Raw genomic sequence first — 22,824 nt, forward strand, 5'->3', positions numbered from 1 at the left:
GCTTGACATAACAGGCCGCACAGAACAGAAGAGGCCAGTAGTGAGCGTTCAGCCGGAAACACAGACCGGATCACAAGCAGCCGCGGCGGAGGGGCCCGAGGAAGGCGCCTACAGCTTCGCTGCGATGGAAGCCAAATGGCCGCAGGTCTGGGAAGACCTGAAGGTCTTCACGCCGCTCGACGACGGTTCCAAGGAACGCCGTTACGTGCTGGACATGTTCCCGTACCCGTCCGGTGACCTGCACATGGGGCACGCCGAGGCATTCGCGATGGGCGACGTTGTGTCCCGTTACCTGCGCCAGCAGGGCTACGATGTGCTGCACCCGATCGGCTGGGACTCCTTCGGCCTGCCGGCAGAGAACGCCGCGATCAAGCGCAACGCGCACCCCAGCGAATGGACCTACGCCAACATCGACACCCAGGCGGCGTCGTTCAAGCGCTACGCCATCTCAGCTGACTGGTCCCGCCGGCTGCACACCTCGGACCCGGAGTACTACCGCTGGACGCAGTGGCTGTTCACGCGGTTCTACGAGCGCGGACTGGCCTACCGCAAGAATTCGCCGGTCAACTGGTGCCCGAAGGACCAGACCGTGCTGGCCAACGAACAGGTGGTTAACGGTGCCTGTGAGCGCTGTGGCACCCCGGTGACCAAGAAGTCCCTGAACCAGTGGTACTTCAAGATCACCGACTACGCCGACCGGTTGCTCGATGACATGGACGAACTGCGCGGGCACTGGCCCGAGCGCGTCCTGGCCATGCAGAAGAACTGGATCGGCCGTTCCGAGGGCGCCCACGTCAACTTCGTGATCGAGTCGGCCGGCGGGAAGCCCGCCAAAGAGGTCACCGTCTTCACTACCCGCCCGGACACCCTTTACGGTGCCACGTTCTTCGTCGTCGCCGCCGACGCGCCGCTCGCTGTCGAACTGGTCACCGACGAGCATGCCGCGGCCCTGGACGCCTACCGCGAACAGGTCAAGGCCCTGTCCGAGATCGAGCGCCAGTCCACCGAGCGCGAGAAGACCGGCGTCTTCACCGGCCGCTACGCGACCAACCCGCTCAATGGCGAGAAGCTGCCCGTCTGGGCGGCCGACTATGTCCTGGCCGACTACGGCACGGGCGCCATCATGGCTGTCCCGGCCCACGACCAGCGCGACCTCGACTTCGCCAAGACCTTCGACCTGCCGGTCCGCGCCGTGCTGGACACCGGGGAGGAGGACCCGGCGGTGACGGGCACGGCCACCACCGGCGAAGGCACCCTGATCAATTCCGGCGCCCTGGACGGACTGCCGAAGGCCGAGGCGATCCCGGCTGCCATCGAGATCCTGCGGGAACTCGGCACGGGCGAGAAGTTCGTGAACTTCCGCCTGCGCGACTGGCTGCTGAGTCGGCAGCGGTTCTGGGGCACCCCGATCCCCATCATCCACTGCCCGGCCTGCGGCGAGGTCCCGGTCCCGGACGACCAGCTGCCCGTGCCCCTGCCGGCGGACCTGCGCGGCGAAGACCTGTCCCCGAAGGGCACGTCCCCGCTGGCTGCCGTCGAGGCCTGGGTCAACGTCGAATGCCCCACCTGCCACGGCCCGGCCAAGCGCGACACGGACACCATGGACACCTTCGTGGACTCCTCCTGGTACTTCCTGCGCTTCGTCTCTCCGCAGTACACCGAGGGTCCGTTTGATCCCGCCAAGATCAACGACTGGATGCCGGTGGGCCAGTATGTCGGTGGCGTCGAGCACGCGATCCTGCACCTGCTGTACGCACGCTTCTTCACCAAGGTCATCCACGACCTCGGCCTGATCGACGCCGACGAGCCCTTCCGGGCGCTGCTGAACCAGGGCCAAGTGCTCAACGGCGGCAAGGCCATGAGCAAGTCCTTGGGCAACGGCGTGGACCTCGGGGAGCAGCTGGACAAGTACGGCGTGGACGCCGTACGCCTGACCATGATCTTCGCCTCCCCGCCGGAAGACGACGTCGACTGGGCGGACGTATCGCCGTCGGGCTCCGCGAAGTTCCTCGCCCGTGCCTGGCGGCTCGGCCAGGACGTCACGAGCGAACCCGGCGTCGACGTCGCCACCGGTGACCGGGCCCTGCGGACCGTTACCCACCGCACCATCGCGGACGCGCAGGCCCTGCTGGAGCACAACAAGTTCAACGTCGTGGTGGCGAAGTTGATGGAGCTGGTCAACGCGACCCGCAAAACCATTGACGCAGCAGGCGGCGCCGGCGGTGCGGACCCCGCGGTCCGCGAAGCCGTCGAAGCCGTCGCCGTCATCCTGAGCCTCTTCGCGCCGTACACCGCCGAGGACCTGTGGAACGTCCTGGGACACCCGGCATCGGTAGCTAACGCCGGCTGGCCCACACATGACGACGCGCTGCTCGTGGAGGACACGGTCACCGCCATCGTTCAGGTGCAGGGCAAGGTGCGTGACCGCCTGGAAGTCTCTCCGGACATTTCCGAAGACGAACTGCGCGAACTGGCGCTGGCCTCGGAAAACGTTCAGCGTGCCCTGGACGGCCGGGACCTCCGCACGGTCATTGTGCGGGCGCCTAAACTGGTCAACATCGTCCCGGCTTAGCCGGACGTACCAGCCTGAACACCGGCCGCCGGCGCAATGCCGGCGGTCGGTGTCCACCACGTCACCGGCGCGGATTCCCTGGCCGGACGTTCCGTCCATGCGCCCCAACCCCAGGAGGCCCCTCGTGCCAGACCGCGAACCGCCAGGCTGGCCCTGGCTGCGCGAGCGGCTCGTCCGTCTGCGGCAGGGCTCCCAGCCCGGGGTTGGCACGGAGCCGGTGCCCGCCGCCGTGCAGGTCGCCGTGGTCACGGACTCCGCGGCGGCGCTACCCGCCGATTGGGTCACGGAATTCAGCGCCGACGGCCGCCTTACTGTGGTCCCGATGCCCGTCATGGTGGGCACCGAAATCTACGGAGAGGGCGAGGACGACATCGCTGAGACGATCGCCGTCGCCCTCGCCAGCGGCAAGCCCGTCAAGACCTCGCGACCGTCACCCGGGCAGTTTGAACACGCCTACCGGGCCGCCGGCGAGCGTGGCTTCCAGTCCGTGGTCTCGATTCACATTTCCGGCGCGCTCTCCGGGACAGCCGACGCGGCACGGCTGGCAGCCGAACGCGTCGGCATCCCGGTGGAGGTCCTGGACTCGCGGACGGTCGGCATGGCCCAGGGGATGGGTGTACAGGGCGCCGTTGTCGCGGCGGCCGACGGCAGGACCGCGGCCGAGGTAAGGGCTTTCGCCGAGGACCGGCTGGACCGCACCAAGGTGTACTTCTACGTTCCGAGCCTGGAGCAGTTGCGCCGGGGCGGCAGGATTGGGGCGGCCGCCTCACTGTGGGGGACCATGTTCTCCATTAAGCCCATCCTTGCCGTTGAGGCCGGCAGGATCATCCCGCTGGAAAAGGTCCGGTCCGCGGCGAAGGCGATCGCGCGGCTCGAAGAAATCGTTGCCGCCGATGCCTCCGCCCGACCTCCCGGCCAGGCGCGGCTGGCCGTGCACCACTTCGGAAACCCCACCGAGGCCCACGAGCTTGCCCGGCGTCTGGCCGTAGCGGTGCCGGCGTGCCCGCCAGCGCAGATTACCGCCCTCCCGGCGGTTCTGGCGGCCCACGCGGGGCTCGGCGTGCTGGCGGTGATCGTGGGGGAGGGCAGTACCCCCGGAAGCCCCGACGGCGCCACGACCGTCCGCGGATAACCGGCGGCCACGACGCTGAAGGACGGCCGTGCCCCGCGCGGGCGAACGCGGCCTCCTACCCCCGAAGTCCTCCCTGAGGGGCAAGGGCTGGCCGGGATCGTGCACGGGCGGTACAGTCACTGCACTGAACACCACCGTACGGAGGCCGCCATGTCAATGCAGGTACACCACGTAGCCCAACTGGACCGCGACGTTGCGGAAGAGGTGACTAAATGGCTGAAGTACCTCAAAGGCCAAGTGACCAGCGTCCAGTTCCTGACAACCACCGTGCCGGATCCCAAAGACCCGGGCAAATGGCGGGTGCAGTACGAGGCCTACATCACGTACCAGCAGTGAAGCCAGGCCGGTAGCCGCGGCTTACGGGGTTGGCCCTGCGGTGGGCGGCGACGTCGGCTGCGAGGTCGGCAGGGATGTTGGCTGAGGGGCCGTCAGGGACGTCGGAGTCGGCGACTGAGAGAGCGGCGGGGCTGGCGGCTGGGACGTCGGAGGGGCTGGCGGCTGGGACGTCGGCGGGAGGGACGGCTGCAGGGACGGCTGGCCCGGCCGGATCGTGTAACTGGGCTGCGGGCCCGAGCCGTTGACCCACAGGGCCGCGGATACCCTGCGGGCGTTCCCGGGTTCCACCCACCAGAGCACCTGGACGTTGCAATGGTAAACAACCGTGACATTGGCGACCGCGCCCGCCGGCGGAACGGAGTGGATGGACGTGGCGGCAGTCTTGGTAGTCCAAATGAAGTTCTGGTCCGCTCTCATCCCTGCCGTACCATCAACCGTGACGTGCGCTATGCCGTACAGGCCGTATTGGGGGCAGAAGCTGTCGTCAACGGAAAAATTGACGACTTGGGTTGAGGTTGCTTGCGCAGCGTCTGGCAGCGCATCTGCCACCGCGGAAGGGGCGAACAGCAGAGCGCCGCCAAGGGCCATGACAGCCGCTGGCCCAATCAAGCTCTTCATTGCACACCAGCTTTCGACGCCTGAGGCCACATGCAGGATGGACGCATCAAGGCGATCAGGATTGCCCCCAGCCGGCAAAGTCTTCTCGATTGGTTCCAGACGTTACCACCGGTCCCTGAAGGGCAACAGCGTAGGGACTACTTGCCCCGCGCCGCGAAAATACGTGGCTTACGCAGGTATTTCCACATACGAATGGTTCGGGATATCGACGCTGTCCGGGGCTGCCTAGAGTCGTTCCCATGTCACGCCGGAATCCGGGAATTGCATCCGCCTTGGGAGCCAGGGTTGCCCGGGAACGCCTCGCGAGGACGCTTGGGGGTGCCGCGGATGCTGGAGGGTCCGAGGAGGCCGTTTATGCGGACGACGCCGGCCGGGACGAGGGACGCGCCCTGGGCCTGCTTGAGTTGGATGCGCCGGCACCCGGGTCCGGGAGGCCCGGGCCGCCGGCGGCTGACCTCCGCGCGGACAGCAGGTTCCTTTCCGGCGACCCGGGACACGACCCTGGACCATTGACCGGCCGCCGGAGGGGCGGACGGGCGGTGCTCTCCGCGCGGGTGCGTTACCGGACCGGGGTGCGGGCGGCGGTATTGCTGGGGATCCTCGCGGTGGTGCTGGGCGGCTGCTTCTGGTGGCAGGCCGGCGCCGGCGGCGCCCAGGGGGTCCCGCTCAGCGAAGCGGCGCCTGCCACGGCCGGGGCCCCTGGGCCGGAGCCCCTGCCGGAAGAAGCCGCCAGCGGCGGGCCACCGGGCGAACTCGCCAGCGACGCGCCGGGACGCATCACAGTCCATGTCGCTGGTGCGGTGGCCAGGCCGGGTGTTGTTGAGTTGCCTGCGGGCAGCCGGGTCCACGAGGCGATCAAGGCGGCCGGCGGGGCCACGGATGGGGCGGAGCCGAACAGGCTCAACCTAGCCGCCGTGCTCGAGGATGGTCAGAAGGTCCTCGTGCCGGCCCGCGGCGATCCGGAGCCCGCCGGACCGCCCGGCGGCGGAGGCGCCGCTCCGTCGGGTGCGGGCACCGGGGGCACCAATCCGGGCGGCGGTGGGGGAAAGATCAACCTCAACACCGCCGGCGTCGAGGAACTAGGGACACTTCCGCGCGTCGGACCGGTCCTGGCCCAGCGGATCGTGGAATGGCGCCAGCAGCACGGGCGGTTCAAGACCGTGCAGGAGCTTGATGCAGTCGACGGCATCGGGCCTAAGTTGCTCGAGACCCTCATGCCGCTGGTGGGTGTCTGACATGGCCCATTCCGGAGCTGATCGTGCGGTGAGTGCTGAGAGCGCAGACAGTGATGAGAGCGCGGAGAGCGCACGGCAGGGTGACCTGGCGGGACGCAGCGTGGGCGGGATGGGCCGCTCCCGGGCCGGGGACGGCCGGCGGCGCCGCTGGCAGCGCTATGTCGATACAGCGGCTCTTGCCCCGGTGCGGGCGGAGTACGGCGGCCAGGCGGCCGCCGCCCGGGCTCACGAACCCGTCGGGGCCGTGCCGGAAGTCCGCAGCCCGCAGCCGGGCGGCTTCACGCCGGGTCGCAGGGTGCACGGTCCCTCGGGTTCAGCCGCGCGTCCCGGCGACCCCTTCGCCGGCCGCCTCAGCGCCCACCTCGCCCGCCAATTGCGGTCCAGGACCGCGACCGGTGGGGCCTCGCGCCGGAGCCTGACGGAGCGGAAGCGGCGGACAGATCTTCGCCTGGCGCTGCCGGCCCTCATGGTCTGGGGCACCGCAGTTGCCGGGAACTGGTGGCCCCCGGCAGCACTGGCCGTTCTCTGCGCCGGCATGGCGACGGCCGCCGGAATCCTGCTGGTCCCGGCGGGACGGAAAAAGGCGAAGCGGAATGGCGCGAAGCGGGTCAAGGCGCGTCGGATTCAGCCGGGATGGATCCATACGGTGCGGATCCAGCCGGGCCGGATCAGGAAAATGCCGACTAGAGCAATGGCGGTGAGAACAATGCCGGTGGGAACAATGCCGGTGGGAACAATGCCAACGACAACAACGCCGACCAGCTCAACGCCGGCCAAGCCAGGGCGCGGAGGTGTCCGGCGGCCAAGCGCCGGCCGGGGGACCGTCCGGCATGACCCCCGTCCAGAGCAGGCCGCCCGGCGCAGCTTCTGCGCCACCCTGGCGCTGGCCCTGCTGCTCTCCGTCGCGGCGGGAGCGCATGCCGCCGTCGATGCGTCCCGGCGGAGCGACGGCGCGATCGCCGCCGCGGTGGCTGCCCGTGCCGCCGTGGTCGCGGAACTGGACGTTGCCGGCGCCCCGCGGCGGCTCCGAACGCCCGGGGCCGGCCGCTTGGCGGACCGTTGGGCAGTTCCGGTGACGTTGAAGGCGATGGTCTTCGAGGGCCACCGGACCGTCGGCGAGGCCCGGCTCGTCGTCATGGGTGGTAGGGCCTGGGAGAACGCCGCTGCCGGCCAGCGCCTGCGAGTGACGGGCAGGCTTCGGCCCGCCGCGCCGGGGGAGCCGGACGCAGGAATCCTCTCAGCCTCGTCCGATCCAACGGTGTTGCGGGGGCCGGCGCCGTGGCAGCAGGGCCCGGGTGAGCTGCGCAGGCACTTCACAACTGCCGCGGCCAAGTTCGGGAGCGACGCCGGCGGGCTCCTGCCCGGAATGGTGACCGGCGACACGAGCACCCTGGACACGGATTTGGAGGGCGCCATGCGGACGGTCGGGATGACGCACCTGACCGCCGTCAGCGGCGCGAACTGCAGCCTGATCCTGGGTACCCTGTTGCTTGCCGCCCGCACGCTGCGGCTCCCGCGCACGGCAGCAGCCGTTGCCAGTCTCGCGGGGCTCGGGCTGTTTGTCCTGATGGTGGCGCCGGACCCCAGCGTGCTGCGCGCCGCACTCATGGGCGGCATCGGCCTCACTTCCGTGGCGTTTGGGCGGGCAGCGCGGGGGCTTCCCCTGCTATGCGTTGCCGTTATTGGCCTGTTGCTGGCTCAGCCGGATCTGGCCGCAAGCTTTGGCTTCCTGCTTTCAGTCCTGGCCACGCTGGGAATTGTGGTTAGCGGGCGCCGCATTATGGACTGGCTGCCGCCGGTGGTGCCGCGCTGGGCTGCTGCCGGGGTTGGCGTCCCACTCTCAGCCCAGCTTTTCTGCGCTCCGGCCATCGTCATCCTGCAACCCCAGCTCGGTGTGTTCACCCTGCCCGCCAACATGGCCGCTGCCGTACTCGTGGCGCCCGTGACGCTCCTGGGCACGGCCGGGGCGGCCCTCCTCCCTGCGGTCCCCGGTGCCGCGGAGGCCTTGATGGCCGCAGCTGCCGTTTTTGCCGGCGGCGTGGCGGGGACCGCCCGCTTCTTTGCGAGCCTGCCGGGCGCCGCCCTGCCGTGGCCGGAGGGGGCCTTCGGCGCTGCAACCATGGGCATGCTTTCCGCGTGCATGCTCGCAGCGGTGTGGCTTGCCCTGCACCCGGCCGCGGTGGTCAGGGCGGCCCTGGCGGCGCACGCGAGGATCGTTGCCGTGCTCGAGGCCAGCTCCCGCGTCACTGCGGACCATGATGCGCGGCCGGCGCCCCTGCAGGCCGTCCGGCGCGGCTTGGAGCACCGGTCCGGGCGTGGGACGCTTAGAGTTCGCAACGTAATTCCCGGAAGGAACCACGAGTGGCTGCTGCCCAGACCCAACGGCCCAGGACCTCGTCGTCGACGAGCGCCACCTGGCGCGATGTGAAACCCGCCGCCGTCGTGCTGGTGGGCGGCCCGGAGGACTACTTGGGCGCACGTGCCATGGACCGTATCAGGGCGCAGGTGCGCGAGGCGGCTCCCGACGTCGAAGTTACCCGGCTCAACGCCGGCAGCTACACCGCCGGGTCCCTGGCCATGAACGTCAGCCCGTCGCTGTTTGGCGAACAGAAGCTCATCGAGGTCGACGGGGCCGAAGCGATGAACGATGCATTCCTCGCCGACGCACTGAAATATGTGGCGCAGCCGGAACCGGACGCTGTGCTGGTGCTCAGGCATGGCGGGGGAGTCCGCGGCAAGAAGCTGCTGGACGCGATCAAGGCAGGCGGCTGGCCCGTTGTTGACTGCCAGCCGCTGAAGAAGGACGCCGAGAAGATCGCGTTCGTCACGTCAGAGTTCAAGTCCGCCTCCCGGCGGATCGATCCCGACGCCGTGCACGCCCTGGTCAATGCGGTCGGCGCGCACCTGGCGGAACTGGCGGCCGCCTGCAGCCAGCTGATCGCTGACGCCACCACGGGCGTGGATGCCGCCATGGTGGACAGATACTACGGGGGCCGGGTCGAGGCCACTGCTTTCAAGGTCGCTGATGCCGCCATGGCGGGGAACGGCCCCCTCGCCCTCTCCACACTCCGCCACGCTCTCGCCACCGGTGCGGACCCTGTGCCGATCGTCGCGGCGCTGGCTTCCAAGCTCCGTTCGCTGGCCAAGGTGGCCGGGGCGCAAGGGTCGTCCTCGCAGATCGCCAAACAACTGGGTATGCAGCCGTGGCTCGTGGAACAGGCCCAGCGGGAGGTCCGGCGCTGGACGCCCGAGGGGCTGGTCCGCTCCATCCAGGTCACGGCCGAGGCTGACGCCCAGGTCAAGGGCCTGTCCCGGGACCCCGTCTACGCCGTCGAACACGCTGTCACAGTGATTGCCACGTCGGTCCGCGGTTCCTGACCCCAGCGGGTTCAAGCCCACGCGGATCCCCAAGTCGGGGTTCCAGACCCACACGGGTCGAGACGCACTGTTACCGGCTCCAGGGTTCTTGACGCCCGGGGCCGGCCGCCGGGTTCGCCGGCGTGGCTCCCCGGTTAACTGGATGTGGCCGGCACCCAACGGGTGCCGGCCACAATCATCAGTTCAGGTGAACTGGAAAACCTTAGAGTGCGTTGACCTTCTTGGAGATCGCGGACTTGCGGTTTGCAGCGTTGTTCTTGTGAAGAACGCCCTTGCTGACAGCCTTGTCCAGCTTACGGCTGGCAGCAAGCAGAGCAGCAGATGCGGCATCCTTGTCGGTGGACTCAACGGCGGTGTTGACGGCGCGGATGGCAGTCTTCAGCTCGGACTTGACTGCGTTGTTGCGCAGGCGAGCCTTTTCGTTCGTCAGGATGCGCTTCTTCTGGGACTTGATATTAGCCACGTGTGAACTCTCTTTTTCAATGCGGAAAATGGTCTAGAGGGCTTTCAGATTGGCCATTGACTGAGCGGCGTGGGGATACCTATGGCGACCAACCATCTGTGGCCGTCGACCTGCACGGACACACAGCTGTCAATAATAGCAGAGATGGGCCCGGGTGGACGAGTGCGGCGAGTCGCGCCCGTGCCCGGCACGTGGCCGGTCAGCTCCAGCCGTGGCGCTCCCGCAGGGCCGAGGCAATGTGGCTAAAGCGGCCGGCGTCCAGGATGGCTCCTTCACGCCGGATGTCCTTCGCGTTGATCTGCAGGACCCGGTCCAGTTTGGCTTCACTCGGCCGCCACTGGCGGTCCCAGGGGCCCGTGCCGATGTCGACGTAATCGTCCGCCCGGCGGGAATCGCCGTCGTGGTCCTTGCTGGTCAGCATCAACCCAAGGAGGTACTTGCCGCTGGTCCCCACCAGCAGCACCGGACGGTCCTTGCCCTGGGAATAGTCCTCTTCATAGGGCACCCAGGTCCAGACGATTTCACCCGGCTCGGGCAGGCCGTTCGGCGCGGGGGCGTAGCGCACGGCGGCCCGCCCACGGAAGTCACCGGGATACGTCCCGGTCAGCCCGGCAGCCGGGGTTCCACCTGGCGCGCGGGTCGGAGACCCGGGGCGGGAGGTGGCCGGCCGCCGCTTCCCCGTCGGCTTCGCAGCGGGCTTCGCCGCCGGTCTGCGGGGAGCGCCCGGAGCGGGGCCGCCGAGTTTGTCCAAGAAGCGCAGCGCGTCGCGGACAGCGCTGCCGATCGAGCGTAAGTTCCAAGCCATGGGGAAACCCTACCGGCAACCCGCGGCAGCCTCCGCGGCTGCCCGCCGCTGCCCACCGGAGCGTTCCCCTGGTAGTGCGGTGGCAGGCGGCCGCAGCCGGGGCGGCCGTGACGGCCCCGCCGCGCCCCGAAAGTCGAGCGGGCAATCCATGGCACCAAACAGGGCCCGCAACGGAAGCCGGGATGCACTCCCACACCCCCGGACGTGGGAGACTATAGGAACGACAAGGGCGCCACGTCGCAGGATGGGAAACCAGCATCCGCGCCGATCCGTGGAAGAGCCGACAGTAATGCCAACAGTTAGGACCCTGCGTGTCTCCCATGGCCCGCACCGCCCCGGTGCCCGCCGCAACAGATCCGGCCATCATCCGGAACTTCTGCATCATTGCGCACATTGACCACGGCAAGTCCACACTGGCCGACCGGATGCTCCAGTACACCGGCGTCGTCCAGTCCCGGGACATGAAGGCCCAGTACCTGGACCGCATGGACATTGAGCGTGAACGCGGCATCACCATCAAATCCCAGGCCGTCCGCATGCCGTGGGAACTCGACGGCACCAGCTACGCGCTGAATATGATCGATACTCCCGGGCACGTTGACTTCACGTATGAGGTCTCCCGCTCGCTCGCGGCCTGCGAAGGCGCGATCCTGCTCGTGGACGCGGCCCAGGGCATCGAGGCCCAGACCCTCGCCAACCTCTACCTGGCGATGGAAAACAACCTCACGATCATCCCGGTCCTGAACAAGATCGACCTCCCGGCAGCCCAGCCCGAGAAGTACGCGGCGGAACTGGCCAACCTGATCGGCGGCGACCCCGACGACGTGCTCCGCGTCTCCGGCAAGACGGGCATGGGCGTCGAGGCCCTGCTGGACAAGATCGTCCGCGACCTGCCGGCACCCGTGGGTGACCCGGAGGCCCCGGCCCGTGCCATGATCTTCGACTCGGTCTATGACACCTACCGCGGTGTGGTCACCTACGTCCGCGTGGTCGACGGAATGCTGCACCCGCGCGAACGCATCCAGATGATGTCGACCCGCGCGACCCACGAACTCCTCGAGATCGGCGTGAGCTCCCCGGAACCCACCCCGTCCAAGGGCCTCGGCGTCGGTGAAGTGGGCTACCTCATCACCGGTGTGAAGGACGTCCGCCTGTCCAAGGTTGGCGACACGGTCACGAATCTTGCCAAACCCGCCACCGATTCCCTGCCCGGCTATGCCGATGCCAAACCGATGGTCTTCTCCGGCCTCTATCCGCTGGACGGCACGGACTATCCGGTGCTCCGCGATGCGCTGGAGAAGCTGATGCTCAACGATGCCGCCCTGGTGTACGAGCCCGAAACGTCCGCGGCCCTGGGCTTCGGCTTCCGGGTGGGATTCCTGGGCCTGCTGCACCTGGAAATCACCCGGGAGCGGCTCGAACGCGAATACAAGCTGGACCTGATTTCCACCGCCCCCAACGTGGAATACGAGGTGACGCTGGAGGACAAGAAGATCGTCCACGTCACGAACCCCAGCGAATACCCCACCGGCAAGATCGCCGAAGTCCGGGAGCCGATGGTGTCCGCCACCATCCTCGCACCGAATGAGTTCGTCGGCGCCATCATGGAGCTGTGCCAGAGCCGGCGCGGTGTCATGGGCGGCATGGACTACCTCTCCGAGGACCGCGTGGAAATCCGTTACCGCCTGCCCCTGGCCGAGATCGTCTTCGACTTCTTCGACATCCTCAAGTCCAAGACCCGCGGCTACGGATCGCTGGACTGGAAGGCCGACGGCGAACAGGTCGCCGACCTGGTAAAGGTGGACATCATGCTCCAGGGCGAACAGGTGGATGCTTTCTCCGCCATCACGCACCGCGACAAGGCCTACGCCTACGGTGTGATGATGACCGGCAAGCTGCGCGAACTCATTCCGCGGCAGCAGTTCGAGGTCCCCATCCAGGCCGCCATCGGCTCCAGGATCATCGCCCGCGAAAGCATCCGCGCCATCCGCAAGGACGTCCTTGCCAAGTGCTACGGCGGTGACATCACGCGAAAGCGCAAGCTGCTGGAAAAGCAGAAGGAAGGCAAGAAGCGCATGAAGATGGTGGGCCGCGTCGAGGTCCCGCAGGAAGCCTTCATCGCCGCCCTCACCACGGACGAATCCAAGGACAAGGCCAAGAAGTAGCAGTGCTGAACATGATTGTTGCGGCAGCGCCGGCAGGCCGGGCCAATGCCTAGCGTTCTCCCGCTGGGCGACCCGGCGCCGCCGGACGGACTCCTGCCCGCCCAGGCGGCCGAGGGCGCGGATCAGCGCGCCTTCGGACTTTATATGCACATTCCGTTCTGCGCGGTCCGCTGCGGGTACTGCGACTTCAACACCTACACCGCCACCGAGCTCGGCGGCGGTGCCTCCCAGGATGCCTACGCCGCCACCGCGATCGCGGAGGTCGAGTTCGCCGCCCGCGTCCTGAAGGATTCAGGGTTGCCGGCCCGTCCGCTTAGCACGGTCTTCTTCGGCGGCGGGACGCCCACGCTGCTCCCGGCGGAGGACCTGGCGCGCATTCTCACGGCTTCAATCGGTGCCTGGGGCCTGCAGCCCGGCGCCGAGGTGACCACGGAGGCCAACCCGGATTCGGTCACCCCCGAGTCCCTGCGGCTGCTCGCCGACGCCGGGTTCACCCGGGTCTCGTTCGGGATGCAGTCGGCCGTACCGCACGTCCTGAAGGTCCTCGACCGCACCCACACGCCCAGCCGCGTGCCCGAGGTGGTGCGGTGGGCGCGCGATGCTGGCCTCGCGGTCAGCCTGGACCTGATCTACGGCACGCCGGGGGAGTCGCTGGAGGACTGGCGCTATTCGCTCGAGACCGCCCTGTCCTACGCGCCCGATCACATCAGCGCATACGCGCTGATTGTTGAGGAGGGCACCAAACTTGCCGCGCAAATCCGCCGCGGCGAAGTGCCGGGAATCGACGACGACGACCACGCCGCCAAGTATGAACTCGCCGACGAACTGATTTCCGCGGCCGGGCTCGCCTGGTACGAGGTCAGCAACTGGTCCCGCACCCCGGACCAGGCATGCCGGCACAACCTCGCCTATTGGCGCGGGGATGACTGGTGGGGCATCGGGCCCGGGGCGCACTCGCACGTCGGGGGCGTGCGCTGGTGGAACGTCAAGCACCCCACCGCCTACGCCAACCGCCTCGGCGCCGGCGCATCGCCCGCCGCCGGACGCGAAACCCTGGACGCCGAGACCCGCAACGTGGAGCGGGTCATGCTCGAGGCCCGCCTGAACTCCGGGCTCGAGATCCCGAGCCTCGGCGGCCTGGGAGACACGGGCCGGCATGCCGTCGCTGGCCTGATCGCCGACGGCCTGGTGGACCCCGCCGCCGCTTTCAACGGCCGGCTGGTCCTCACGCTCAAAGGCCGGCTGCTGGCCGACGCCGTGGTCCGCAGGATCCTGCCGGACTAGGCCCGCAAGCCTCCGTCCCGGGTGTCGCACAGGCTGCCGCACCGGATGAGGACATACAAAGAGCCGGCCGCTGGACCCTGACGGGCAGCGGCCGGCTCTAGTGTTTGGAAACGGGTGTTGGAAGCCGGTTGTAGAGCCCGGCCTATTTGATCCAGCGCAGGTTGAACTCGTAACGGTGCGGCTGGCCCCGGTTGACGTGAATGCCCGCCGCCACCGAGAAGCAGGTCACGGCGATCCAGATCACGGTGGCAAGGACCGCAAAGAGGTTGCCCACCACGGGAATGAAGACCAGAAGATTGGCGAGCAACGCGGCGAGGGTCGGCGGCAGCGTGAAATTGAGGGCTTCCTTGGACTCCTGCGCCGTGAACGGCCCGCGGTCCTTGAAGATCAAATAGATCAGCAACGAGGGCACGCAGCCCAGAATGCCGCCGAAGTGCGCCAGCGTGGCCCACTGCCGGTCTTCGCTGGCCGTGAGCGGCAGCGCATTTGCCGGAACGCCATGGTACGGGGGCTGGTCGTGGCCAGCCTTGTTGTCCGTGTGTTCGCGTGCGTTATCTGCCAACGTGTAGTCCTTCGGATTGCGGTGATGCGTTGCTGCCGGGGTGATGCCTGGAATAGCTGGGACCGCGCTGGGAGCGCAGTCACCGATTCAAGAATACTTGCTCGGGCGCCTTAACGGAGATCAGAGGCCGGCGTCGGCAGCCTACGGCACGGTGAGGAAGTCAATGACCTCTTCCACCCGGCCCAGCAGGGACGGCTCCAAATCCGCGTAGCTGCGCACAGCCCCCAGGAGTTTCTGCCAGCCAAGACCGATGTCCTCCTTCGTGGAGTGAGGCCACCCGAAAGTCGTCAGGATACCGGTCTTCCAGTCCACGCCGCGGGGGATCACGGGCCAGCGCTCGATCCCGAGAACCGCGGGCCGGATGGCCTGCCACACGTCGACGTAGGGGTGGCCCACAATCAGCACGTTGCCGGCGGCGCCGGGCGAGGCCATCACGGCGTCGGCGATCCGGGACTCCTTGGAGTCGGGCACCAGGTGGTCAACGAGAATGCCGAGACGGCGCCCCGGACCAGGCCGGAACTCCGCCACGGCGGCAGTCAGGTCATCAATGCCGTGAAGGGGTTCGACGACGATGCCCTCCACCCGGAGGTCATCGCCCCAGACTTTCTCGACGAGCTCGGCGTCGTGCTTGCCTTCCACCCAGATCCGGCTGGCCTTCGCCACCTGGGCGCGCTGTCCCGCGACCTGCACCGAGCCCGACGCCGTACGGCCGGCTCCTGCGGCAGGCGCCGCCTTCTTCGGGGCCGGGGGCATCAGCCGGATCGGCTGGCCCTCCAGGAGGAAGCCGAAGCCGAGCCGGAAGGACCGGGATTTGCCCCGCCGGTCCTCCAGCGCCACCACGTGCATGCCGCCGGATTTCTCGACCCGGGTCACGGCGCCCACCCAGCCGGACTGGACCTCCTCGAGGACCATTCCGCGTTCCACCGGGACTTCCGGCAACTGCGTCTTGGCGGGGGCGGATAGGTCCTGGGGTCCCCAGTTCTGGTACGACATCTCTACACGCTTACTTTGCACTCGGATTGAACGGTGGGCAATTGAACGGTGGGCAATTGCACGGTGGGCAGTGGAACACTCCGCGGGCCGGAACCGGGGCCGCTTGTGCCGGACCGCGTGGGGCGGAACAGCAGCAGCTGCGCCGGTCTCGACGCCGACGTGACGGGAAACTCGATCCCGCGGGCCACGCCTGGAGCGAATCCAATGCTAACAACGCGGCGACTCATATTAGACTGGTTAGCACTTAGGCATGTCGAGTGCTAACCCCTGACGAGCCGCGGACCGCCCTTGCACTACTTGTGGACGCGATTCGGAGACGGCGGGCGGCACCGGCGGCGGGACAGTCGATTGGAGGTGGAGCGTGAGCGAACCGCGCAAACTCGAAGTGCTGCGGGCGATCGTGGAGGACTACGTCCATTCCCGCGAGCCCGTTGGTTCCAAAGCACTCGTTGAACGGCACCATCTCGGCGTCTCCAGTGCCACGATCCGCAACGACATGGCGGCGCTGGAAGACGAAGGGCTCATCACCGCACCGCACACGAGTGCAGGCAGGATCCCCACGGACAAGGGCTACCGGCTCTTCGTCGACCAGATCTCGGCGGTCAAGCCACTTTCCCCGGCGGAACGGCGTGCCATTCAGGCGCTGCTGGAAGGGTCCCAGGACCTCGACGACGTCCTGGACCGGACCGTGCGGCTCCTTTCCCAGCTGACCAACCAGGTCGCCGTCGTGCAGTATCCGCTGCTCAGCCGCGCCAAGGTGCGGCACATCGAGTTCGTGCTGCTGGCGCCGCGCAAGGTGCTGATGGTGCTGATAGCGGATACCGGCAAGGTGGAGCAGCGCGTGATCGACGTCGGGCAGGACCTTCCCGACGACGCCGTGGCTGAGCTGCGCACCCGCTTCCTGGCAAGCCTCTCCGGAACACCGCTGAGCCTTCTGCCGCAACTGCTGCCCGCCGTCGTGGCCAGCGAACCGCCGGCGCGCCGCGGAGCAGCCCAGGCCCTGGCCCGCGGCCTGGAGGCCCTGGCCACCAGCAGCCGCGAAGAGCGCATGGTCATGGCCGGCACTGCCAACCTGGCCCGCTCCAACGTGGACTTCCCGCTCAGCATCGGCCCGGTCCTGGAGGCGCTGGAGGAGCAGGTGGTGATGCTTCGCCTGCTCAGCGAAATGGCGGAAGACCCGCGCGGCGTCACCGTCAGCATCGGCCGCGAAAACCCGTACGACGGGCTCGCCGAGGCTTCCGTGGTGGCCACCGCCTACGGGCCGGACGCCACGGCCAAGGTCGGCGTGCTTGGGCCTACCCGGATGGATTACCCCACCACCATGGCCGCCGTCCGCGCGGTGGCCCGCTACCTTTCGAGGATCCTGGGGCCCTGACCGGCCCCAAACATCACGCGACGTCTTGCCCACAGGCAGTACAACAAGGAAGAGATACACACTTTGACCAGCCACTATGACGTTCTTGGAGTCTCCCGCGATGCAACGGGGGAGGAGATCAAGAAGGCCTACCGGAAACTGGCCCGGACCCTGCACCCGGACGTGAACCCGGGGGAGGATGCCTCGGACCGGTTCAAGGCCGTCACCCACGCCTACGAGGTCCTCTCCGATCCGCAGAAGCGCCGGGTCTATGACACCACCGGCAATGAGAACGGCACCGACAACGGTTTCGGCGGCGGCAGCTACTCGGGCCAGGGCTTCGCCTTCCAGGACATCTTCGAGACCTTCTTCGGCGCCGGCGGTGGCCAGGGCGGCCCGGCATCCCGGGTCCGCCGCGGCCAGGACGCGCTCATCAGCGTCCGGATCGATCTCCGCGACGCCGTTTTCGGCGTGAACAAGAAGCTCGAGGTGGACACGGCAGTCGTCTGCCCCACCTGCGAGGGATCGTGCTGCCGCGAGGGCAGCCACCCGGTCCGCTGCGACATCTGTGGCGGCAGCGGCCAGGTCCAGCGTGCCGTGCGCTCGATCCTCGGCCAGGTCATGACGTCGGCCCCCTGCGGATCCTGCGAGGGTTTCGGTACCGTTATCAAGGACCCATGCAACGAGTGCAGCGGCCAGGGCCGGATCCGCAGCCGCCGCTCCCTGACCGTCAAGGTCCCGGCCGGCGTCGCCACCGGCACCCGCATCCAGCTGTCCGGCCAGGGCGAGGCCGGCCCCGCCGGCGGCCCCGCCGGTGATCTGTACGTGGAGATCAGGGTCAACAATGATCCCACCTACGTCCGCGACGGCGACGACCTCCACGCCAGCCTCAACATCCCCATGACGGCCGCAGCGCTCGGCACCGAAATATCCTTGGAGACCTTCGACGGCGAGCAGGAGATCGACGTCAAGGCCGGGACCCAGTCAGGCGAGATCATCACCCTGCGCGGCCTCGGTGTCACGCACCTGCGCGGCCACGGCCGCGGCGACCTGAAGGTGCACCTGCAGGTGGAAACGCCGGTCAAGCTCGATCACGTCCAGGAAGACCTTCTCCGTCAGCTGGCCAAGCACCGCGGCGAACACTTCACGGCGGGAAAGCTTGCCGCCAGCGGCGGTGTCTTCGCCAAACTGCGGGACCGGCTCGGTAACCTGTAGCGGTGAGTAACCCGGTCTTCTTCACCGCCCCTGGCACCCTGGAGTCGCAGGTCCCCGGCTCGGTCTTTGTCCTCGAGGGCGCGGAGGCCCGGCACGCCGTCACCGTCAAGCGGCTCGCCGTCGGGGAGTCCGTGGACATCGCAGACGGCGCCGGCAAGCGCCTGACCGGTACGGTGACCGCCGTCGCGCCGGGCGAGTTGACAGTCGAGTGCGGGGGCATGGCGGACGAGCCGCAGCCCGGCATCCGGCTGGTCCTGGTCCAGGCCCTCGCCAAGGGCGACCGCGACGAGCTTGCGGCCGAAACGGCGACCGAACTGGGCATCGACGCTGTCATTCCGTGGCAGGCGGAGCGGTCCATCGTGCGGTGGAAGGCCGAACGGGCCGCGAAGGCGCACGCCAAGTGGCAATCGGTGGTCACAGCGGCCGCCAAGCAGGCCCGGCGCGCGTGGATCCCGGAGGTCCGCGCCGCCGTCGACAGTACGGGGCTGCAGGCGGCCGTCGCGGCCGCCGACCTGGCGGTCATTCTGCACGAAGATGCCGTCCGGCCGCTGCGGCACGTGCTCGAGTCGTGGCTGGAAACGTCCGCGCCCGACGCCAGAGCCCGTGAAGTGCTGCTGATTGTGGGCCCGGAAGGCGGCATCAGTCCGCGCGAGGTGACCCGGCTGTGCGACGCCGGGGCGGTCACGGCACTCCTGGGGCACCATGTGCTGCGCTCGTCCACCGCGGGACCCGCCGCCACCGTGCTGGCCAGCGACATCCTTGGCCGCTGGTAGCCCGCCGGAGGCGGTCTGACTAGACGCCGGCACGCATGCGGCCGGGCTGGCTGGCCGGGACCGCTTGACCGGAATTACTTGACTGTGAAGCCGCGGGTGTCGAGGAACAGTTCCTTCGCGCTGTCGGCCGGGTCCACCTGGGACACCCGGACCTCGTACCTGCCCGGGCCGAGGTTTGCGGACAGCGTGAACAACCCGGGCTGCGCGGCATCACCCGAAGCAACGGTGTTGCCGTTGAGATAGGCCGTCTTGGCGTTGTCGCCGTCGACTTTAAGGATCTCCCAGCGAAGTTTTCCGCCCTGAACGGTGCTGCGGCCGTTGATCTTGACCGTCCCGTCGGACACTGAATCGCCCTCCTGCGGATCGATGATCCACACCGGCGCCACGAGCCCTGCGCTGCGTGAGGTCGGCGCGCCCAGACGGACGTGGTTGAACGCGACGTAGTCCGTATGGCCGTCGACCAGTATGACGACCTGGACCTGTTGTCCGGAATCGATCAGGCCGGCGCTGGCGGCGGCAGCCGTCGCCGTGTACACCAGCTGCTGAATGGCGCGCTCGGCCATCGCCGCATCGACGTTGCTGTTGAAGGCATCGGCGGAGACGTCAACGGTGATGACGTTCGTGCCGGAAATCGACGTCGCCAGCTTCTTCGGGTTCTGCCAGGGCGTGAAGAAATCCGGGTCCAGCGGCTGCTGGGACATCATGACCCGCAGGGCGCGGGTGACGGGGTTGTCTTGATCGGGAACGTCCCGGAACTCGCGGTAGAGGAACGCGTTGTCGTTGCTCCGGCCGATCCAATACACGGGGGCCTTGTTCGACGCCTGGGCTGTCTCGAGCGGGGCGCTGGTGGTGGGGACGCCCGACGCCGGGACAGGAATGAGTTCCGAGGGGCTGCTGGAGTTCGTGATGCCGCCCTCCGGCGTCGCCACGCAGCCGGACAGGACGAGGGCGGCGGGCAGCACGAGCATCAGCGCGGTACGGCGAAAGCGCCCCGCTGCCGCCTGTTGTACTCCACGCTGCCTGATGCTGCTGTCCCTTCGTGTACCGCCTCCGCGGGCCGCGGTGGCTGATTCGTTTACGGGCGGCAAGGGCCGCCGGTGGCCGCCCACACCGCACCTTCCGGGATGCTGGAAAGGTGCCCGCGGGGGAGCCGATTTCCAGCATTGCATACCGGTGCAGCGCGACAGCCGCGTTTTGGCCCGGGCGGCGGAACTGCAACGGGAACGATATGAGGCCGATACAAAGTTGATACCTAATCGGGCCTGATCACCTGCTGTGCGAGCAGCCCGAGGAGGTGCCGGCTCCAGGGTGCGTGGCCGCGGTTCAGGACGGTCTGCCAAGGCGCGGACTTTGTCAGTGGCCGTGACACGCCCCGGTGCCCAACTAGCTAGCAGCAGGGGCCGTTTTGAGGGCCCAAAACGGCCCCTGCTGCGACCTAGTTGGGGCGAGCCTGCCTAGGCTTCGCCGCCGCCGACCGCTGGCGAGGCCTGATAGCCGGCGAACAGGTTCTCGCGGGCGTAGTCGAGGTAATGCTCGAGGAACGGATCGTCCGCACCTGGCACGATTCCGGCTGCAAACGCCTTCACCAGCCAGTCCACCTGATACGGAATCGTCTGCGCATATGTTCCAACAGGCTCATAGCCCAGGTCGAGGGAGGCTTGCGTGCTCAGGACCAGCGGGGGCCGGAAATCCCAAGGGTGGTCGCCCAGGCCGGCAGGGGCTGTGTCATCCAGCAGCACCTCCTGCCATTCGTGGCCGAGGTGCTGGGCGATTGCCCCCGCGATCTGACGCGCGTTCGGTGCATCCGGATCGGCGCTGTTGAGGATCCGCGAGCCGGGCGCGGCGGCCACCGTTTCCACAAGGGCGGCGGTGTTGACGGCCGCCGTCGTGTGGTCCCCGCCCTTCCCCGCATGGGCTAGAAACACTGACGGCCGCCGGTCGAGAATCCGTTTGACGAACATCCATTCCCGGGGGCGCGCAGCCCCTTCCCCGTGCACCTTCGACGGCCGAACCACCGTCACCGGATGGCCGCTGTCCAGCAGGGCGTTCTCTGCGGCCACTTTGTTGGCGCCGTAGCCCAGCGGGGAATCGTAATTCCCCGTACCGGGCTTCATGGTGGGGTTGCCCTCGACAACGGGGGCGTCAAAGCGCGGCGGGACCACGGAATTGACGTGGTTGCCGGCGGCATCAACATAGACAGCCTTGCTCGACAGCATGACGGCCGACGTGACAGCACTCAGATGAGGAAGAAGCTGCTCGGCGTCGGCCTCGGTGTAACACGCAGCATCGACGAGGAGATCCGCGCCCGCGCCAATGACCCCTGCCAGGGCAGCCGCGTCACGACGTTCCGCCGCTATGAAACGCGCCCCGGCGGCGGCCAGGTCTGCCGGCATCTTCCGCTCGGTCCGGCCGGTCATGTCCACCGCCCAGCCGGAGCTGATGAGGCGCCACGCAATGGCGCGCCCGAGAACACCTGTTCCTCCAAGAATCACGGCCCGTTTCATCGTCCGACTCTAACCGACGGGAAGGACGTGCGTACCTGTACAAGGACGTCGGTGTACCGGCCGTGGGCGAGGTTCAGTCGGAGGGCATCGTCGGGGCTGAGCCAGCGTATTTCCGAGTGCTCGTCCGTGGCCAGATGCGCAGGAACTCCTGACCACGTGTCCAGGACCCAGCCTGAGAGTGCCAACCCGTCGGGTGAGTTCTCGTTGTCCCGGACCGTAAAAGTGGGAGCGGTCGTCGGTGGGATGACGTGGACGGCGACTTCCTCCAGAAGCTCCCTGGCGAGCGCTTCACCGGCTGTTTCGCCGTCCTCGATGTGACCACCAGGAAAGTCCCACGTGTCCGGGTACCACTTCGCCGACGCGACGCGGCGGCACATCAGCACGCCCAGCGGCCCGACGAGAACACCGACAGCAACGCGGTGGGTCAACCGGACCGCCTCGCGAGGATGAATGCTTGCGCGTGCGCCTCGACCGACCGCGGCTCCCGCGTCAGCTGGGCGGCGATGGTGAAGCCTTGGCGGGTGAGGAGTTTGGCAACATCAGCGGGATCGTGCAGCCAGGCGGTGAGAACCACGTCATGTCCATAGGCGCGGTCCATTGTTCGTTGACCGATCCCGGCCTGAAAGCCCAGCAGGACGTGACCGCCGTGACGGGTCACCCGGGCCAGGTCCGTGACAATATCCGGCAGGTGTTCCGGCGGGGTATGGATCACGGAGTACCAGGCGAGCACGCCCCGAAAGCTTCGGCTGGCGTATGGGAGGGCGGCCAGGTCGCCGGTCTTGAAGTGACACTGAGGATGGGAATTCCGGGCTTGGGCAATCATGGCCTCGGACAAGTCCACCCCTTCGATATCGGACAGTCCCAAGGATTCGAGGTGGGAAATCATCCGGCCCGTTCCGCAGCCGGCATCCAGGATGCCGCCGTCGGCTGTCCCGGCGCACAAAGCATCGGCGAACTGCCGAATCATTGCCAGATCCAGCGAAGACTCGAAGGAGGTGTCGGGAAGGGCCCGCGCATACGAGGCCGCCACCGTGTTGTAAGCAGCGCGTACGGAACCAGCAGCACTCTCCTGAATCATGTTGACAGCGGAACCTCTCCGGGTCAGGTATTCGTTATGGCGGCGAGCTGGATCGGGTTCTTTTGTCCGTCCCAGGTGCCTGTCAGGACGAGCCTTTCGAGGAGTTCAAGGTTCGTCGGCTGCAGTTCGGCTTGGTGGAGGATTGCCATGACCGGAAGCCTAACCGCGCCCGCATCACGTCGGACTCCGCCACGCGCCGGTCCGGAGGTGCGCCCGCCTGGGTCTCGCCTGTGGGCTTTCGGTGACGGCGCGGATGGCGGTCACGAACTTTCAGAGGTCGGCAATGGCCTGCTCAATCTGATATTTCGAGACCCGGGCGAGTGATGGGGTGTCGACATAGTATGGATAGGCGATGAG

General features: G+C 67.9%; 21 protein-coding genes. 11 read left to right on the forward strand and 10 right to left on the reverse strand.

The window, feature by feature from the left end; translation table 11 throughout:
- Positions 1-40: 40 nt before the first annotated feature.
- From leuS to AB4Y72_RS00605, 3 genes are all read left to right on the forward strand, one after another.
- Positions 41-2,572 (forward strand): leucine--tRNA ligase, encoded by a 2,532-nt coding sequence (gene leuS, locus AB4Y72_RS00595; RefSeq protein ID WP_441424236.1) that lies wholly within the window; start codon positions 41-43, stop codon positions 2,570-2,572.
- Positions 2,573-2,696: 124 nt separating this feature from the next.
- The gene (locus AB4Y72_RS00600; RefSeq protein WP_441424237.1) at positions 2,697-3,704 is read left to right on the forward strand and encodes a DegV family protein; all 1,008 of its coding nucleotides are present in this window, start codon (positions 2,697-2,699) and stop codon (positions 3,702-3,704) included.
- Positions 3,705-3,854: 150 nt separating this feature from the next.
- The gene (locus AB4Y72_RS00605) at positions 3,855-4,040 is read left to right on the forward strand and encodes a hypothetical protein (protein WP_441424238.1); all 186 of its coding nucleotides are present in this window, start codon (positions 3,855-3,857) and stop codon (positions 4,038-4,040) included.
- A gap of 21 nt (positions 4,041-4,061) precedes the next feature.
- Here AB4Y72_RS00605 and AB4Y72_RS00610 read toward each other — a convergent pair whose 3' ends face one another.
- Entirely contained in the window at positions 4,062-4,658 is a 597-nt protein-coding gene (locus AB4Y72_RS00610) for a hypothetical protein (protein WP_441424239.1), read from the reverse strand.
- 239 nt (positions 4,659-4,897) lie between these two features.
- On the opposite strand from AB4Y72_RS00610, the gene AB4Y72_RS00615 reads away from it, so the two are divergent.
- From AB4Y72_RS00615 to holA, 3 genes are all read left to right on the forward strand, one after another.
- Positions 4,898-5,893 (forward strand): helix-hairpin-helix domain-containing protein, encoded by a 996-nt coding sequence (locus tag AB4Y72_RS00615; RefSeq protein ID WP_441424240.1) that lies wholly within the window; start codon positions 4,898-4,900, stop codon positions 5,891-5,893.
- Positions 5,894-6,629: 736 nt separating this feature from the next.
- Positions 6,630-8,321: a ComEC/Rec2 family competence protein gene (locus AB4Y72_RS00620; protein ID WP_441424241.1), complete on the forward strand. Its 1,692-nt coding sequence runs from the start codon at positions 6,630-6,632 to the stop codon at positions 8,319-8,321.
- Positions 8,255-9,271, forward strand: a complete 1,017-nt coding sequence (holA, locus tag AB4Y72_RS00625; RefSeq protein ID WP_441424242.1) for a DNA polymerase III subunit delta — start codon at positions 8,255-8,257, stop codon at positions 9,269-9,271. Before AB4Y72_RS00620 ends, holA begins: the two co-directional genes overlap by 67 nt.
- 202 nt (positions 9,272-9,473) lie before the next feature.
- Here holA and rpsT read toward each other — a convergent pair whose 3' ends face one another.
- Entirely contained in the window at positions 9,474-9,734 is a 261-nt protein-coding gene (rpsT, locus tag AB4Y72_RS00630) for a 30S ribosomal protein S20 (protein ID WP_120950174.1), read from the reverse strand.
- 199 nt (positions 9,735-9,933) lie between these two features.
- The gene (locus tag AB4Y72_RS00635) at positions 9,934-10,539 is read right to left on the reverse strand and encodes a type II toxin-antitoxin system PemK/MazF family toxin (protein WP_441424243.1); all 606 of its coding nucleotides are present in this window, start codon (positions 10,537-10,539) and stop codon (positions 9,934-9,936) included.
- Between the two features lie 311 nt (positions 10,540-10,850).
- Here AB4Y72_RS00635 and lepA point away from each other — a divergent pair, with 311 nt between their 5' ends.
- Both lepA and hemW read left to right on the forward strand, forming a co-directional pair.
- On the forward strand, positions 10,851-12,704 hold the full coding sequence (gene lepA, locus AB4Y72_RS00640; RefSeq protein ID WP_441424244.1) for a translation elongation factor 4: 1,854 nt from the start codon (positions 10,851-10,853) through the stop codon (positions 12,702-12,704).
- A gap of 45 nt (positions 12,705-12,749) precedes the next feature.
- Positions 12,750-13,988, forward strand: a complete 1,239-nt coding sequence (gene hemW / locus AB4Y72_RS00645) for a radical SAM family heme chaperone HemW (protein WP_441424245.1) — start codon at positions 12,750-12,752, stop codon at positions 13,986-13,988.
- Between the two features lie 142 nt (positions 13,989-14,130).
- On the opposite strand, the gene AB4Y72_RS00650 is transcribed toward hemW, so the two are convergent.
- Entirely contained in the window at positions 14,131-14,550 is a 420-nt protein-coding gene (locus AB4Y72_RS00650; protein ID WP_441424246.1) for a DUF4870 domain-containing protein, read from the reverse strand.
- Positions 14,551-14,691: 141 nt separating this feature from the next.
- Positions 14,692-15,543 carry a DUF3097 domain-containing protein gene (locus AB4Y72_RS00655; protein WP_441424247.1) on the reverse strand — a complete coding sequence of 284 codons (852 nt, stop codon included), beginning with the start codon at positions 15,541-15,543 and terminating at the stop codon, positions 14,692-14,694.
- 361 nt (positions 15,544-15,904) lie between these two features.
- Between AB4Y72_RS00655 and hrcA the strand changes: the two genes are divergently transcribed.
- From hrcA to AB4Y72_RS00670, 3 genes are all read left to right on the forward strand, one after another.
- Positions 15,905-16,918, forward strand: coding sequence for a heat-inducible transcriptional repressor HrcA (gene hrcA, locus AB4Y72_RS00660; RefSeq protein ID WP_441424248.1), 1,014 nt, complete (start codon positions 15,905-15,907; stop codon positions 16,916-16,918).
- 63 nt (positions 16,919-16,981) lie between these two features.
- Complete coding sequence (gene dnaJ, locus AB4Y72_RS00665; protein ID WP_441424249.1) at positions 16,982-18,112, forward strand: molecular chaperone DnaJ; 1,131 nt, start codon at positions 16,982-16,984, stop codon at positions 18,110-18,112.
- Positions 18,113-18,114: 2 nt separating this feature from the next.
- Complete coding sequence (locus AB4Y72_RS00670; RefSeq protein WP_441424250.1) at positions 18,115-18,885, forward strand: 16S rRNA (uracil(1498)-N(3))-methyltransferase; 771 nt, start codon at positions 18,115-18,117, stop codon at positions 18,883-18,885.
- A 74-nt stretch (positions 18,886-18,959) separates the two neighbouring features.
- On the opposite strand, the gene AB4Y72_RS00675 is transcribed toward AB4Y72_RS00670, so the two are convergent.
- The 5 genes from AB4Y72_RS00675 to AB4Y72_RS00695 all read right to left on the reverse strand — a co-directional run bounded on the left by AB4Y72_RS00675 (position 18,960) and on the right by AB4Y72_RS00695 (position 22,616).
- On the reverse strand, positions 18,960-19,853 hold the full coding sequence (locus AB4Y72_RS00675) for a GerMN domain-containing protein (RefSeq protein WP_441424251.1): 894 nt from the start codon (positions 19,851-19,853) through the stop codon (positions 18,960-18,962).
- Between the two features lie 486 nt (positions 19,854-20,339).
- Complete coding sequence (locus AB4Y72_RS00680) at positions 20,340-21,389, reverse strand: NAD-dependent epimerase/dehydratase family protein (RefSeq protein ID WP_441424252.1); 1,050 nt, start codon at positions 21,387-21,389, stop codon at positions 20,340-20,342.
- Complete coding sequence (locus AB4Y72_RS00685; protein WP_441424253.1) at positions 21,386-21,817, reverse strand: NUDIX domain-containing protein; 432 nt, start codon at positions 21,815-21,817, stop codon at positions 21,386-21,388. The genes AB4Y72_RS00680 and AB4Y72_RS00685 overlap by 4 nt, the downstream gene beginning before the upstream one ends.
- Entirely contained in the window at positions 21,814-22,467 is a 654-nt protein-coding gene (locus tag AB4Y72_RS00690) for a class I SAM-dependent methyltransferase (RefSeq protein ID WP_441424254.1), read from the reverse strand. The genes AB4Y72_RS00685 and AB4Y72_RS00690 overlap by 4 nt, the downstream gene beginning before the upstream one ends.
- A gap of 23 nt (positions 22,468-22,490) precedes the next feature.
- Positions 22,491-22,616, reverse strand: a complete 126-nt coding sequence (locus AB4Y72_RS00695; protein WP_441424255.1) for a hypothetical protein — start codon at positions 22,614-22,616, stop codon at positions 22,491-22,493.
- Positions 22,617-22,824 lie beyond the last annotated feature (208 nt).

Origin of the sequence: Arthrobacter sp. YAF34, from assembly GCF_052113245.1 — a bacterium.
Classification (GTDB): domain Bacteria; phylum Actinomycetota; class Actinomycetes; order Actinomycetales; family Micrococcaceae; genus Arthrobacter.